Raw genomic sequence first — 15,788 nt, 5'->3', positions numbered from 1 at the left:
AATTAGCACTCAGCACTCCTGAATGCTTGATTTAGCTGTCATCTTACTTCATTTTTTTGAAATAGCTACAAGTGTTGTACCAGTTAAAAAATAACCTGGCTTACGTAAGTGCAAGGTTTCGAGCTACTTATGGCATGAAACCACAAGCTTCTAAAAATTGCACCCCGTATTGCCAGGATTATTAGCTTTTTAACTGTGTCACATCGGAGCCTTATTTGTAAAGTTCTGTGGCTAATCGCCAAGCTAGAACTCCTGGGATCAAGGCTACAACTAGAGCGATGTAGACTTGAGCATCTGAGAGAGAGGACACCTGAGCGATGTACAGAGTATCTAAGATAGGCATGGCTGAAAACCTCCTAATCTGAATAGATTTTGAACAGTTCGTTTACTATTTTTCCTTGTTTTGCCAGATTCGTGGAATTTTTGACACAATTGCTCGTGAGTTTTATTTTAGTAGTTCTTTCATGGAAACTAGAAAGAAAGCTGTAATTTACTAAAAACATACTAGTAGTTTGTCAAGAGAACTTGGCGCGTAAAGAGTAAGGGCAAAAGTTTTTAATCCCTTTCTTTTTCACCTTTCCGCTTTCCCCAGACCTCACCGAGTATTTTTGGGTTGGCATACCACTATATGTACTCTAAGCAAGTGCATAGCAACACTTCCACAAATTTACCTGATGTCAGAGTAGCTGTAGACAAGGGTAGCTTGCGTTTACAATTTTCTACTAAAGTCAGCCAAAGTTTTTATAAGAAACGTCAAGCTTACAAAGGATTAGGTAGGAGTGATACAGAAAAGCCGAAATGCCAGGTATGCTTATCAAGGCTTTTAGTTAGATTTTTGAACTACCTTTTTGCGATACCTCGCATGACGTCAAGGGAGCAGTCAACTTTACGAATCCACCATATTATAGATTGACACCATAGCATCATAATTGATAGCAAGTAAATTAGTGTATAAATAAACTTAAGAGGTTTTACGTGTCTCTAAGTATTACAGATGTGTTTGATGCCAATTTCTATCGTAGTGCTAATTCAGACTTAGCATTAGCAGGTTTAACCACAGATAGCCAACTTCTTTCCCACTTCCAGACATTTGGTCTAAATGAAGGTCGCCTTTTTTCACCATTGATTAATTTGAATTTCTACCGAGCTAGCAATTCTGATCTTGCAAACCTCAACAATAGCCAATTGTTAGATCATTTAGAAAATAATGGGGTGGCTGAGGGACGTAGTTTCTCTCCACTTGTTAACCTCAACTACTATAGCATTAACAACAGCGATCTTGCTAGCTTGAACAATGAGCAACTCTTTAATCATCTGAAAAACAATGGTATTGCTGAAGGTCGCTACTTTTCTCCAATTTTCAATTTTGGATTACATAATGATAATCTTGGATTGTATAGAGATTTAAACCCTGACCTTGCTTCCTTAGATAACTCTCAACTGTTGAACCATTTTGAAATCTATGGTTTAAATGAAGGGCGTCAGTTCTCACCATATTTTGACTTTAACTACTATCGAGCTAATAACGGTGACTTAGGTAATTTGAGTAACAGCCAGTTGTTAGAGCATTTTGAAATTCTTGGTCTGAATGAAGGGCGTAAGAGTTCACCCTTTTTTGATGCTGGTTACTATAGAGCAAACAATCCTGACTTAGCTTCTTTAAATGGGATTCAGTTACTGGAACACTTTAACTCTTATGGACAGTATGAAGGACGCCCCGGTAATATCGACTACACTGGCAACACATTAAGCACTGCTCGCCAACTATCTGTAAGCTCAAATTTTACTTATGTATTTGATTCCGTTGGTTCATCTGATTCTAGTGACTACTATCGGCTTGATTTAGAGAAAGCTAGCACAGTTTCTCTCATTGACTTTAGCTATTCTAGAAACGTACTTGAGCAAATACTGGATAGTCAAGGTCAAGTTATAAATTCTAGAAATTCTGATGCCTTCGACAAACCTATTATTGCAAACTCGTCCTCTACAGACTTACCGATTCCTAATGGTCTAGAGATTAGCATCTCTGATTTAAATCAATTAGTTAAATCAACCATTACATTTCAAATTCCATTGGCTCCAGGTACTTACTACATACGGATTGAACCGCAAGCAGGTAACACTGATTACTCTTTATATATTTCTGCTACATAAGGTAAACAAATTCAGAAAAAGTCGGGATATAAAAAATTAAAATATATAAAACAATGGATTTGTATTTAGGTCTCGACTTCGGCACATCTGGCGCACGCGGTGTTGCGATTGACGAGGAAGCTTTTTGTATTCAGGCTGAGGTGCGATGTCCTTTCCAAGACTCACCAGCCGCCGTTACGCCAAAAATTTGGCAAGAGGCTTTGTTTGCACTGGTGGAACAAATACCTGACCAATTGCGGCGAGAAATTAAAGCGATCGCAATTAATGGTACTTCTTCCACCGTCTTACTGGTCGATGCTGCTGGCAATCCAACAGATGCACCATTGTTATATAACGATGCGCGGGGATCATTGGTGCTAGAGCATTTGAAGAGTATCGCACCCCCCAATCATACTGTGTTAACTGCCACCTCCAGCCTGGCCAAACTTTTGTGGATGAAGCAATTAACCTCTTTTAGCAAAGCTAGATATTTTTTGCATCAAGCAGATTGGCTGGCGTTTCTTCTACATGGACAGTTGGGTATTAGCGATTACCATAATGCTTTAAAGCTGGGTTATGACGTAGAAGAGATGAAATACCCAGAATGGCTAGAAAATTTACAAATACCGATTCAGTTACCCAAAGTTTTAACTCCTGGTACTCCCATTGCCGATTTACGCCCTGAGATTGCGGACAGATTCGGTTTGGGCCGTGATTGTCTGGTGTGTGCTGGTACAACTGATAGTATTGCCGCTTTTATTGCCAGTGGGGCAAAATTACCTGGTGAAGCCGTGACTTCCCTTGGTTCAACATTGGTATTAAAGTTGTTAAGTCGTACCCGTGTAGAAGATGCCAGATATGGGATTTACAGCCATCGCCTGGGGGATTTGTGGCTGACTGGTGGTGCTTCTAATACTGGAGGTGCAGTACTAAAGCAATTTTTCACAAACGCTGAGTTAGAAAGCCTTAGCCGGGAGATTGATGCATCAAAAGCTAGCGAGTTAGATTATTACCCGTTGTTGAAGGTAGGCGATCGCTTTCCGATTAACGATCCCAATCTACCCCCACGATTGTCACCACGCCCAGATAATCCAGTGGAATTTTTGCATGGGTTATTAGAAAGCCTTGCCCGCATAGAAGCGCGAGGGTATGAATTATTACAGCAAATAGGATCAGACAAATTGAGCCATGTTTATACTGCTGGCGGTGGTGCGGCTAATGATACTTGGACTGCGATTAGGACGCGTCATTTGCAGGTTCCTGTAGTAACTTCAGTGTATACAGAAGCAGCTTACGGAACGGCGCTGTTGGCGATGGAAGGCGGAAGTAAGGGTGAATAAGAGTAATTGTGTAACAATCTTTTCGTAAGTATTTTGTAAATCAGTATCTATCCCAGTGACAATCAACATATCTCAGCCGATACTGTGATTATTAGATACCGGACTTTAGATTCCAGGTTCATGATCTGGGCAGCTATTCGGGGATGGGTGCTTCGCCACAGCGCGAATATCATCTGTCCCCTTTACTAATTATGGGTGTGAGTTTTGAGGGGATTAGGAGAAAATAAAAAGGTTTTTTAAGAAGGTTTGACCTGAGCGATCAAGATTATCATCTAGGGAAAAGGTGAGACTGCGGACTCGAATTTGATCGCTTTTAATATCTAGTGGCTGTGTCAAGTCTTTAGGATATATCAAAAAGGCTTCCTTGCATTTTGTTGTGTTGGCGTAGCTGATCATTTGATGAATATCTGTATATCCTGCCAATTCAGGGGCTTTATACTTTGTATCCAAAACTGCTATTGTTTTGCCAGTAGCAGCATCACACAGTAATATATCTATACTAAAGTGTCGATTCTGACTAATTTCTATTGGATGTTGTTGTTTTAAAAAATAATCTTCTGGCGTGTTTTTCTGAAGCCATTCTGCAACAAAAAGTTCATATAAATGTGCCATATCGACAAGAAAGGGTAAGGTTTTGTAATTTCCCTTCTCATGACTGGGACTACTATTTTCTAAAAAGAATCGACATAAATTATGTAATATTTGATAGTCTGAATTAAGGCGATTATATTGTCTGGCGATACAATCTTCTGCGTTACAAGGTTGCAACGTTACTAATCCTTGTAAAGCGTGATAAGCTTTTCGTATTGTTGGTGATACTCTTTCTGAACACAAACTGCTACGACCAATGATATAAAGTGTCCATACCAAGATTTGATTTTCTTTAATATCAGCCGTATGTTCTTCATAATCGCATTTAAGTTTAACATTCCACGGCTTTTGAATTACCTGTCGCACATCTAGCTTTCCCCGCACATAAGAAAGCTGCTGTGTTTTAGGCAAGTAGGTACGATATAATCCTTTGCGGCATCGCTCTAAAACTTTATTGGCTAAGATATGAGCTAGATTATTATAAAAATTCTCTAGAGATTCACAATCCATCAGCCCTTCGAGAAAGCGAAAACTTTTCAAATTGTAAGCATATTCCAGCATTCCAAAGAGATTTTGGATAGGCACTTTCGGATTTATTTTTAAATGCAATTCAGGAGTAACAGGAATGTAACCTACCCATCCTTTAGCTTTGAATTTCCAATGTTGTCTCGTTGTATAGGTAGGAAATTCTATATCTAGTTGTGTTTTGTATTTTTCATATAACTCTATCCCGGCTGAGTTGGGTATTTCATCAAACTTAAATGATTTCTGTTCGTATTCTGTAAGTTCAATAATTCTTGGTTGTGCTGAGTTTATATCCATAGTTTATTTTTTATTTCATCCCAGCGAAACTGATCTACTTTTTCTAGCTGGTTAAAAAAGTATTCTTCTAAATATGGTTCAATTTCCATGCGCCATATATCTTCTATATTTTCCTGTAGGTTGTCTGTTAAAAAGAATGAAATACCAATTTCGTAGTTTTTGTCTGCGATCGCCTGATTTAATTGCTGTAAAATTTTAATTAATCCTTCTACTGGAACACCTGTTTTTTGGTGATAACGTTCCAGCACTTTATAGTTTGGGCGAAGTTCAATAAATGCAAAGCGGCGGCGTAGTGCATGATCTATATTGGCGATAGACTTATCTGCTGTATTCATTGTCCCAATAATACGGACATTTTCCGGGATACGAAAGTTGTTACTGCCAGCTAGTGGAATTTCTTTGTCCCAATACTCAAGCAAGTACATTAATTCACCAAAAACCTGTGCAAGATTAGCACGGTTTATTTCATCGATAATTAAAACACAAGTATCTTCACGAGACTCAGCTTTTTTACAAAATTCTAAAAATCTTCCTGGAACCAGTGGATATGCTAATATTCCATTTTGGCTTTGAGGACGGATGCCTTGAATGAAATCTTCATAAGAGTATGCTGGATGAAATTGCACCAGTTCTGAGAAACCGTCACCACCACCGATTAAGTGTCGAGCAAGTTTTTCAGCAAGATAAGTTTTTCCTGTTCCAGGTGAACCATATAAAACTGCTTGAACTTTACGATTAATTGTGCATATCCAGCGTTCTAATACTGGTTGGGAAACTCCAGTATCTTCAGTACATTGGTCTAAGCTATATATAGGTTGACTAACAGCAGTTATTGGCTTCTTAGATACTGCTTGTAAAAAGAAGGGAAGATAATATTGAAACCATTTTTTAAATTTATTAATTAGTTCTTCTTGGGAAGAATTTAATATTTCTCTTTGATTAAAATAACAACTATCACCATTATATGCAAAATCAAACGCTTTCACATTTTCCGCAATTATCTTTGCTATCATTACAGGATTTTTTTCACCAATCTTTCTGGCTAAAAATGCCCCTGCACCATCTATAAATTTTATTATTATACTTGTATCTGTTAATTCTATATATAATAATGAAAATATATCTAAATATTTATGTAAACTGATTTTATAAGGAGATACTAATATGGTCAAATCTATCTCAATTAAATCTGATGTTATTTTATAAAAATTATTGGCAGCAAATTCACATGGTACTTGTTGATGTAGAAAATAACAAAAGTTAATAAAAGGTTGTTTGACTATGTTTTGAAAATCTTTATATTCTTGAGAATTATAAATATTATTATCCTTACCCTTGTGCTTATTTTTATATTGTTTAATTACTTCAAAGGGATTACAAGAAAAAATTGTTTTTAAATTTTGATTATTATCCATAAAAAATCCAAATATTAAAAATAAAAATTTTTACCACTTTATCTCAGTAGTCATTTCATGGTACTGAGTTTAATAAATAAAATGCTAGCGTACAAACACGTAAAGATATGATATGTGGTTGCTTAGTAATTAAAGGCAGGCAAGATGCCCACCTTAGAAGATTAGATAATTTATTTGTTGGAAGTCCCTTACTGTATATCTAGCTTTTACTAATTCTTTTACAGCATCGTCAATTATGATATTTGCTACTATCTATATCGCCTGATGCTGCTGCCAAATCTACAACTGGTGCTAAAGCAGCTATAGCTTACTGTTGCTAAGATAACGGGTGTATTAAGGCGATCGCAACAAACTTTCACTGGGAGAAGAACACCAAATTGTAGGTTAAAAGTAACCAAATGCTAGAGAAACTTCAGGTATTGTGTAGATGCGGATGAATGCCTTCGGCAATATATGGAGACAAAAAAGTGCAAATCACTAAGCGCAATGTTGAATTAAGAGTAGATGGCAGTTTGATGCGTGTTTATGTTGCGGCTCCTAAAGCGGCAGGAAAATACCCTGGTATTGTCTTCTACAGTGATATTTATCAGTTAGGCGATCCAATGATTCGTTTAGCTAACTACTTAGCAGGATACGGCTATGTAGTAGCAGCGCCAGAAATTTTTCACCGAATTGAGCCAGTTGGTTTAGTAATTGAGCCAGACGATCTCGGAAGGATGCGCGGTAATGACGATGCGCGTCGAACCTCGGTAGCTGATTATGATGCCGATTGCCTTGCTGTGATTGAATTTCTGAAAACAGAGAGTGCGGTTTCTCCAAATCAAATAGGCACTCTCGGCTTTTGTATTGGTGGACATTTAGCTTTCCGCGCTGCATTTCAAAGCGAAATTCGGGCTTGTGTCTGCTGTTACCCTACTGGTATTCCCAGTGGTAAACTGGGTAAAGAGGTAGCCGATACAATCCAAAGGGTAAGTGAAATTAAAGGCGAGATGCTAATGGTATTTGGTACTCTTGACCCTCATATACCAGAGAGCGATCGCCAAACCATAATAAAAGCAATTGAGAATGCTAACATACCTCACCAAGTTTTCTTGTATGAAGCAGAGCATACATTCATGCGCGACGACGGTTATCGTTATGATTCTAGTGCTACCACCGCAGCTTGGTCTGAAATAATAACTTTCTTGGGGCACATATTTGCAGAGTGAAAACTTATATTATTGCTTTCTTCGCGTCAATTTTGAGTTGTCTGCAACGCTAACAAACCAGCACCATAAGCAGGTTCATACCTCGGAAAAATCACCTTTACTTCAGGAAACTTCTTCACAATTGATGCTGCAAATCTTTCATGGATCTTGCATTTACCCCGCCACACACTTCCTGTTGTGACTACTTCTAAAACTGAGTCAACACTAAAAATAGCATCAATTACTGTAGATGTAGCTTTCACTAATTCTTTGATAGCATCATCAATGATGATATTCGCTACTATATCACCTGACGCTGCTGCAAAATCTACAATTGGTGCTAAAGCCGCTATCTGTTTCACTCCCCATTCTCGCCGATAGACTACTTCTATTAAATCTTCTATACTTTTCAAATCAAAATGCTGTTTGAAATCCTCTAGCAAACTCGTTGATATTTCCCGTCCATCATAAGATTTTAATGCTGCATTCATCCCTGCGATCGCAATTTTATAAGCACTACCTTCATCTCCTAAAATATACCCCCAGCCGCCGGCTCGCTTGGTATTTCCCTGATGATTTCGCCCAAAAATTATCGAACCAGTACCTGTTGCAACCACGATTCCTACAGACTGACCAATTCCACCAACTAAAGCAATTAAAGCATCGTTACAAATTACAATATTTGCTGGCTGTAATGCCCAAGTAATAGGCAAAGATTTGTTATTCTGTAAATCTTTAACTAAACCTTTTACTACTTCGATATCTGCTGCACGACCTACACCCGCTAAACCCAAACATATCGCCTCAATATTCACAGTATTTGTAATTGTTGCTGTTTCAACCGCATTGTGAATTGCTAATTGAATAGATTGTAGAGTGGCTTCGATACCTATACACTGATAATTAGATGGGCCTGCTTCACCGCGACCTAGCACTTGACACGAATCATCCATTAAAACACAAACAGTTTTGCTACCGCCGCCATCTATTCCTAAAACATAATTCATGGATTATAATATGAATTATTTTGATGCTTTGCTTGTTCTTTGAAAGGAATAAAAAATAGAGCAATCATTCCAGGAATAGTCAGCAAACAGACCAAGACAAAAAATAATGGATAGCCAAGTACTTTTTGCAAATAACCGCTAATTAATCCAGGTAGCATCATTCCTAAAGCCATGATGCCAGTGGAAATAGCAAAATGAGAAGTTTTATATTCGCCTTGGCAAATATACATTAAATAAACACTAAAAGCTGTAAATCCAAACCCATATCCAAATTGCTCTAAAGAAACCAAGGGATACACTAATGTTAGTGAAGGTTTAGTGTAAGCCATATATACATAAAATATATCAGGCAAGTTCAAAGCTAAAGCCATAGGAAACAAACATTTTTTTAATCCATATTTAGAAATTAGTAAGCCTCCTAAAATTCCTCCACAGATTAGGGATATTACCCCAAATGTACCGTAGACTAATCCGACATCTGATGTTGATAGTCCTAAGCCCCCTACTTCTGGTTTGTCCAATAAAAATAAAGAGGCTATTTTGACAAGCATTGCTTCACCAAGTCTGTAAAGTAAGATAAATGCTAAAATATTTATAATTTGAGCTTGAGTAAAATATGAGCTAATTATTGACCAAAAAGGTATATTTTCCCTAATTTGAATTTGTCGTTGATTATCTGATTCAGGTAAGAGTAAAATTAGGCGATGGAAAATAAATAGGATTGCTAAAATTAAAGCTGAGAAGCCAATAGCTATAGTCCAGCTTAAAGGAATGTTATTGAGAGATACTTCAAGCTGACCTGCTAAGACTACTAATATCCCTGAACCGAAGATAACAGCCATTCGATAAAACAGTGAGCGAATGCCAACAAAGAAGGCTTGTTGTTCTGGAGATAAGGCGAGGAGGTAGAATCCATCTGTGGCAATGTCATAAGTTGCAGAAATAAATGCTCCTATTGTTAATGTTGTAAGGGATATGAAAAAGAAATTTGGCAGTTGTAAGGAGATGGCTATCAAACCCAAACAAGCGAACATGGCAAATTGGGTATAAAGTATCCATTTGCGTTTAGTAAAGTAAATATCAACGATTGGGCCCCAAAACATTTTGATGACCCAAGGTAGATAGAGAAAACTTGTCCATAAGGCGATTTGAGTATTATCTATTCCCAGTTTTTTGTAAAAGATTACGGAAACTGTGTTGATGATGACGTAAGGTATGCCGGAGGCAAAATATAACGTGGGTATGTATGTCCAGGGCGAAGGGCTGGTGGTTTGAGGTTTCATGTTTGCCTCTAATTCTCGATGCTGTTAAAATTAGCATCCAATAGGACACCAATAGGATAAGTTATCTGTAATTTCTCCTTCAGAAAGGCGAATTCCTACACCTCCAGGTATAAACTTATCACTACCATCGTTATATAGCCATGCTCCCCAAACCTGAGTCATCGACTTGCCATCAATTTCTAATTTAGGAAACTCTAATAACTCTTGATACACATAATTCTGTTGTGTATACCAAGGGTCATTATTACTACTACGCATAGAGATATTTCCTGAATTAACTGCAAATCCTCCTTCACCTTCTCTTCCTAAAATAGGTTTGGCAAAGTATGAATTACCTATTGCTGTTGCACTCAGTGATGTTTTAGGGAAATATTCCCAGACTGTCCCAGCATCTTTGTCAGAAAAAAAGTCATATCCCAAATCTGTAATTAGGGCAAATACACTCTTTGGTTGCAGTGCAAAGGCAGAACCAAAATTCACAATGACAATTTTATTCTCAAAAATTAGTTGCTCTAGAGCCGGCCATAATCTTTCACCTTTTTCATCAGTATCATGGATTAGCCATTCCACTGGATACCACATAAAGAGTATATCTATTGGTTTTTGTGTTCTCTGGTCAAATAGATATTCACCATCTTTGATACCAAGATATTCTAAAGGTAAAATGGCACTTTTAGACTCCAAGTAATTGCTCAACCATCGCATAGTACCTAAATCTTCAGCATTATTCAAAGCTGTAAATGCCACGCGACAGTCTGTGATTGGTTTACCCAAATTTAATGCGGCTCTATTGACATGCTGATTAAGTGTTAATTTTAAAATTTTTTGAGCATCTAAATCTGGTTCTTGTAATCCAAAATGTCTGGCGACTTTTTTATTGCCATCTGTACACTCAAACCAAAAGCTAGGAGTTTGAGGATTAGTTTCTACTACCTTTTTTATCCCCGTTTCTTGATTCCAGCACCAATCAAGACGCATACAAAATGGTGCGAAGAAGTCATATTTAACTAACTTAATAGTAGCTTCAGGAAATCCATAATAAAGTAGTGTATCTTCATCAAGAGTGCGGATAATTTCCCACGTTTGGGTTAAAATACTACCGACTAATTCCGATGCTTGCCGGATTTCTTGTATAGTCTGTGGTAAAACTTGATGGCAATAATAAAGAGCGTAAGGTGTTTCTTGGTCAGTTAGAGGTATACCTGTTCCTTCTTCAATCGGAGCAAAGTTGTACCAACCCATTTTCATCGACTGAAATAGACGTTTTCGTTGAGGACTGTTGAAAATATTCATAACTCTCTTACCCACCTGCATGACCACCGCGACCGAAACTACCAAAACCACTACGACCCTTGGAAAAACCGCTGGAAGTCCCGACCTCCGATGAATTACCATAACCGGATCTTCTAATGCTACTACCACCAGAGTAACCACTCGATCTGCCGCTACTATTAGATGAGGAAGAACAGTTATTGGGTTGTTGGTTTTGCGACGTTGTGGAGCTGCAATCTGACTGTCTTGCTTCTGGCGTTGTCGCACAAGAAGCAAGTAGCGATACAGTCATAACGAACACTATGAGTTGAAATAAACCTGGTTTCAATTTCATGAGTCTTTCTGAGCGAATATACAGATGTCAGCTATGGAATTTATTCAAGATAACTACAAGAGTTATGAATAGATTTCGCATTTCAAGATTTTTTAAGAGGTACATCCACGATTTCGAGAATTGCTAAACAAACCCTCTCCAACCCTGTGGCAAAATTTATTAGAGTCCTTCCTTAGTTTTCCCGCATGACCGCAACCATTCCCAATCTCCCCAGTCTCTACGACCCCTTTTCCACCGAAGCCAAGTGGCAAAAATTCTGGGAAGACAACCAAGTTTACAAAGCTGACCCCAATAAAGGCGGCGAACCCTACTGCATCGTCATTCCACCGCCGAATGTCACCGGCAGCTTACACATGGGTCACGCTTTTGAAAGTGCGTTGATTGATACCCTGGTGCGCTACCACCGGATGCAGGGGCGCAATACTCTATGGCTACCCGGAACTGACCACGCCAGCATTGCTGTGCATAGTATGCTGGAAAAGCAACTCAAGACAGAGGGGAAGACTCGCTACGAGTTGGGGCGCGAAAAATTCTTAGAACGCGCTTGGCAATGGAAGGCGGAGTCTGAGGGAACGATTCTGAATCAGTTACGACGCTTGGGTGTCTCGGTAGACTGGTCACGGGAAAGATTTACCCTGGATGAGGGTTTATCTAAAGCTGTTGTCGAGGCATTTACTCGCCTCTACGAGGAAGGCTTAATTTATCGTGGTGAATATTTAGTTAACTGGTGTCCAGCTTCTCAGTCGGCTGTGTCTGACGTGGAAGTGGAAAATCAAGAGGTTAATGGAAATCTTTGGCATTTCCGTTATCCCCTTACGGATGGTTCTGGTTTTGTAGAGGTGGCGACAACTCGACCAGAAACGATGCTAGGTGATACGGCAGTAGCAGTTAATCCCAATGACGATCGCTACAAACATCTCATCGGCAAAACTCTGACTCTGCCCATTGTACAACGAGAAATTCCCATTATTGGCGATGAATATGTTGATCCCACTTTCGGCACAGGTTGCGTCAAAATAACTCCCGCCCATGACCCGAACGATTTTGACATGGGTAAGCGTCATAATCTGCCGTTAATTAATATTATGAACAAAGACGGCACTCTCAACGTCAATGCTGGGGAGTTTCAAGGACAAGACCGCTTTGTTGCTAGAAAAAATGTGGTTTCTCGCCTAGAAGCAGATGGCTTTTTGGTGAAGATAGAAGATTATAAGCATACCGTTCCCTACAGCGATCGCGGTAAAGTACCCATTGAACCCCTCCTCTCAACTCAGTGGTTTGTCAAAATTCGCCCTCTAGCTGACAAAACTCTCGAATTCCTCGACCAGCAAAATTCACCGGAGTTTGTTCCTCAACGCTGGACAAAGGTTTATCGTGATTGGCTAGTAAAACTTAATGATTGGTGTATCTCTCGCCAATTATGGTGGGGACACCAAATTCCGGCTTGGTACGCAGTCAGTGAAACAGATGGACAAATTACCGATAACACGCCGTTTGTGGTAGCGAAATCGGAAACTGAAGCTTGGGAAAAAGCAAAAGCGCAATTTGGTGAAAATGTCAAGTTAGAACAAGACCCAGATGTGCTAGATACTTGGTTTTCTTCTGGACTTTGGCCGTTTTCGACTTTGGGCTGGCCGGAACAAACTCAAGATTTAGCGACTTACTACCCAACTACCACTTTGGTGACAGGCTTTGACATCATCTTTTTCTGGGTAGCCAGAATGACCATGATGGGTGGGCATTTTACTGGTCAAATGCCTTTCCAAACAGTTTACATCCACGGCTTGGTGCTGGATGAAAAAGGTCAGAAGATGTCAAAGACCAAAGGTAATGGTATTGACCCGTTGTTATTAATTGACAAATATGGTACTGATGCTTTGCGATATACCCTAATTAGGGAAGTGGCTGGTGCGGGTCAAGATATCCGATTGGAGTATGATCGCAAAAAGGATGAATCAGCTTCTGTAGAGGCATCTCGCAATTTTGCTAACAAGTTGTGGAATGCTGCCCGGTTTGTGATGATGAATTTGGATGGACAAACGCCGCAACAATTAGGGAATCCAGTAGCTATTGAACTGAGCGATCGCTGGATTATCTCGCGATATCATCAAGTTATCAAACAAACCACCAATTACATTGATAATTACGGTTTAGGGGAAGCAGCAAAAGGACTCTACGAATTTATCTGGGGTGATTTCTGCGACCAGTATATTGAACTAGTGAAATCTAGATTGCAAGCAGATGCCGATCCAGTATCGCGGCGAGTAGCACAGCAAACCCTCGGCTACATATTAGAAGGGATTATGAAACTGCTTCATCCCTTCATGCCTCATATTACCGAAGAAATTTGGCAAACTCTCACACAACAATCACCAGATTCCCCGCAAACTTTACCGTTACAAACCTATCCCCAGGTAGATGCAAATCTAATTGATCAAGCTTTAGAAGAACAGTTTGAATTACTAATTGGTACTATCCGCACAATTAGGAATTTGCGGGCTGAGGCGGATATTAAACCAGGGGTAAAAATAACGGCAAATTTACAAACTGAAAGTGAGAAAGAGCGGGAAATTCTCATTTCTGGACAAGATTACATTAAAGATTTGGCGAAGGTTGAGACTTTAACCATTACTGAAAAGGAAAAAAGCCAAACTGTTGCTGTTAAAAAACCTCAGAGGGGTTTGAAGATAATTGGCTTAATTATCGTGGCCATTGTCTTTGGTAGAGTGGGTTTAGCTGCGGGAAATGCCATTGATGACATTCCCATCGTCGGAACTTTCTTTGAACTAGTTGGTTTTGGTTACACAGCGTGGTTTGTTAGCCAAAATTTACTCACTGCTCAAGCGAGACTTAGGTTGTGGAGCCGATTTTTCCCGCAGAAAGAATTAGAACAACCACAAGAACCAGAAAATGCGATCGCAGGCGTGATTGGTACAATACAAGTGCTAATTCCTTTAAGCGGCGTAGTAGATATTGAAGCTGTCCGTGCCAAACTAGAGAAAAGCTTGAGTAAAGCCGAAGCAGAAGTTCAATCTCTGAGTACCAGATTAAACAATCCTAGCTTTGTGGATAAAGCTAGAGCCGACGTGGTACAGGGAGCGCGGGATGCCTTAGCAGAAGCACAGAAACAAGCAGAAATTTTGCGCGATCGCCTGAAGGGGTTGTCGTAGCGATCGCCTGCGTGGCTTAGGATAACTGTAATCGGTAATGGGAATGTTAATAATTCCCAATTACCCATTACCAATTAACAAGATCCAAATATCCATTCTGGCACTTATTTTTTTATTAAATTTTTTTTAATTTTTAATTTTGAATTTTGAATTGGAGCGAAGCGACCCTCATGCTATATCTAGCCCAGGTGCGTAAAAACGATTTTTTAGACCAGCACCAGTTACGCTTATTGGCGCGTCAAGAAGCTGATAACTTGTGGGCGATAATTCCAGAAGAGGCTTTTATTCTGCTAGGAAAGGGAAAGATCATGAGTGAGAACTTGCTTGTTCTAGTGGAACTTTTTCCTACAGGCGACATTGAAAGAATAGAAGACGCCACCAACTGGGTACTGCATCTGGTACAAAGCTACCTTACCATCGGCATTACCCCAGAATTTTTGCAGCACGAAGCCGAACGAGCAGAACATTGGCGACAATCCCTGACGTTGCAAAACCAAGACTTAGCAAGGCGTTCCTTAGAGTTGAAAGCTAGACGCGAACAAATTCAAGCTTTAGAAAAAAGCCTTACTGACAAGCAAGAAAATCAAACTGTTGCTGTTAAAAAACCCCAAAGGGGTTTGAAGACAATTGGCTTAATTATCGCAGCCATTGTCTTTGGTAAAGTGGGTTTAGCTGTAGGAAATGTCATTGATGACACTTTCCTCGTCGGAACTTTCTTTGAACTAGTTGGTTTTGGTTACACAGCGTGGTTTGTTAGCCAAAATTTACTCACTGCTCAAGCAAGACTTAGGTTGTGGAGCCGATTTTTACCACAGAAAGGATTAGAACAATCACAAAAACTAGAAAATGCGATTGCAGGTGTAATTGGTACAATACAATTGCTAATTCCTCTAAGCGGTGTGGTAGATATTAAAGCTGTACGTGCCAAGCTAGAAAAAAGCTTGAGTAAAGCTAAAGCAGAAGTTGAATCTCTAAGTATCAGATTAAACAATTCTAGCTTTGTAGATAGAGCTAGAGCCGACGTAGTACAAGGAGCACGTGATGCTTTAGCAGAAGCACACAAGCAAGCTGAAATTTTGCGCGATCGCTTGCGTGGCTTCGGAACTGTAATGAGTAATGGGAGTGTTAATAATTTCCAAATTACCCATTACCAATTAACAAGATCCAAATATCCATTCTGGCACTTATTTTTTATTAAATTTTTTGAATTTTGAATTTTGAATTTTGAATTGGA

Annotated in this window: 12 protein-coding genes and 1 pseudogene; 6 read left to right on the top strand and 7 right to left on the bottom strand. The window is 39.2% G+C overall.

What is annotated here, in order from left to right; all coding sequences use genetic code 11:
* Positions 1-211 precede the first annotated feature (211 nt).
* A complete protein-coding gene (gene psaM, locus V7K56_RS30155) occupies positions 212-343 on the bottom strand; it encodes a photosystem I reaction center subunit XII (RefSeq protein WP_334916655.1) in 132 nt (43 codons plus the stop codon).
* A 632-nt stretch (positions 344-975) separates the two neighbouring features.
* On the opposite strand from psaM, the gene V7K56_RS30150 reads away from it, so the two are divergent.
* A complete protein-coding gene (locus tag V7K56_RS30150; RefSeq protein ID WP_334916653.1) occupies positions 976-2,154 on the top strand; it encodes a hypothetical protein in 1,179 nt (392 codons plus the stop codon).
* Between the two features lie 53 nt (positions 2,155-2,207).
* Positions 2,208-3,473: an FGGY-family carbohydrate kinase gene (locus V7K56_RS30145; protein WP_334916651.1), complete on the top strand. Its 1,266-nt coding sequence runs from the start codon at positions 2,208-2,210 to the stop codon at positions 3,471-3,473.
* Between the two features lie 213 nt (positions 3,474-3,686).
* Here V7K56_RS30145 and V7K56_RS30140 read toward each other — a convergent pair whose 3' ends face one another.
* Both V7K56_RS30140 and V7K56_RS30135 read right to left on the bottom strand, forming a co-directional pair.
* On the bottom strand, positions 3,687-4,886 hold the full coding sequence (locus tag V7K56_RS30140; RefSeq protein WP_334916649.1) for an McrC family protein: 1,200 nt from the start codon (positions 4,884-4,886) through the stop codon (positions 3,687-3,689).
* The gene (locus V7K56_RS30135; RefSeq protein WP_334916647.1) at positions 4,877-6,301 is read right to left on the bottom strand and encodes an McrB family protein; all 1,425 of its coding nucleotides are present in this window, start codon (positions 6,299-6,301) and stop codon (positions 4,877-4,879) included. The genes V7K56_RS30140 and V7K56_RS30135 overlap by 10 nt, the downstream gene beginning before the upstream one ends.
* A gap of 467 nt (positions 6,302-6,768) precedes the next feature.
* Between V7K56_RS30135 and V7K56_RS30130 the strand changes: the two genes are divergently transcribed.
* A complete protein-coding gene (locus V7K56_RS30130; RefSeq protein WP_334916645.1) occupies positions 6,769-7,509 on the top strand; it encodes a dienelactone hydrolase family protein in 741 nt (246 codons plus the stop codon).
* Between the two features lie 26 nt (positions 7,510-7,535).
* Here V7K56_RS30130 and V7K56_RS30125 read toward each other — a convergent pair whose 3' ends face one another.
* From V7K56_RS30125 to V7K56_RS30110, 4 genes are read right to left on the bottom strand one after another with little or no spacing between them, the layout of a single operon-like run.
* Positions 7,536-8,495 carry an N-acetylglucosamine kinase gene (locus V7K56_RS30125; protein WP_334916643.1) on the bottom strand — a complete coding sequence of 320 codons (960 nt, stop codon included), beginning with the start codon at positions 8,493-8,495 and terminating at the stop codon, positions 7,536-7,538.
* Positions 8,492-9,778, bottom strand: a complete 1,287-nt coding sequence (locus V7K56_RS30120; protein ID WP_334916641.1) for an MFS transporter — start codon at positions 9,776-9,778, stop codon at positions 8,492-8,494. Before V7K56_RS30120 ends, V7K56_RS30125 begins: the two co-directional genes overlap by 4 nt.
* 30 nt (positions 9,779-9,808) lie before the next feature.
* Positions 9,809-11,071 (bottom strand): glutathionylspermidine synthase family protein, encoded by a 1,263-nt coding sequence (locus tag V7K56_RS30115; RefSeq protein ID WP_334916639.1) that lies wholly within the window; start codon positions 11,069-11,071, stop codon positions 9,809-9,811.
* A gap of 7 nt (positions 11,072-11,078) precedes the next feature.
* Positions 11,079-11,384 (bottom strand): hypothetical protein, encoded by a 306-nt coding sequence (locus tag V7K56_RS30110; protein ID WP_334916637.1) that lies wholly within the window; start codon positions 11,382-11,384, stop codon positions 11,079-11,081.
* A gap of 185 nt (positions 11,385-11,569) precedes the next feature.
* Between V7K56_RS30110 and V7K56_RS30105 the strand changes: the two genes are divergently transcribed.
* From V7K56_RS30105 to V7K56_RS30095, 3 genes and pseudogenes are all read left to right on the top strand, one after another.
* Positions 11,570-14,554 (top strand): valine--tRNA ligase, encoded by a 2,985-nt coding sequence (locus V7K56_RS30105; RefSeq protein ID WP_334916634.1) that lies wholly within the window; start codon positions 11,570-11,572, stop codon positions 14,552-14,554.
* Positions 14,555-14,724: 170 nt separating this feature from the next.
* Positions 14,725-15,141, top strand: a pseudogene (locus V7K56_RS30100) (hypothetical protein); the annotation flags it as partial.
* A gap of 30 nt (positions 15,142-15,171) precedes the next feature.
* Entirely contained in the window at positions 15,172-15,768 is a 597-nt protein-coding gene (locus tag V7K56_RS30095; RefSeq protein ID WP_442940274.1) for a CAAD domain-containing protein, read from the top strand.
* The last annotated feature ends 20 nt before the right edge of the window (positions 15,769-15,788 follow it).

The organism is Nostoc sp. (assembly GCF_036917535.1).
Lineage (GTDB): Bacteria > Cyanobacteriota > Cyanobacteriia > Cyanobacteriales > Nostocaceae > Nostoc.
This window is presented reverse-complemented; position numbering and strand designations above follow the sequence as displayed.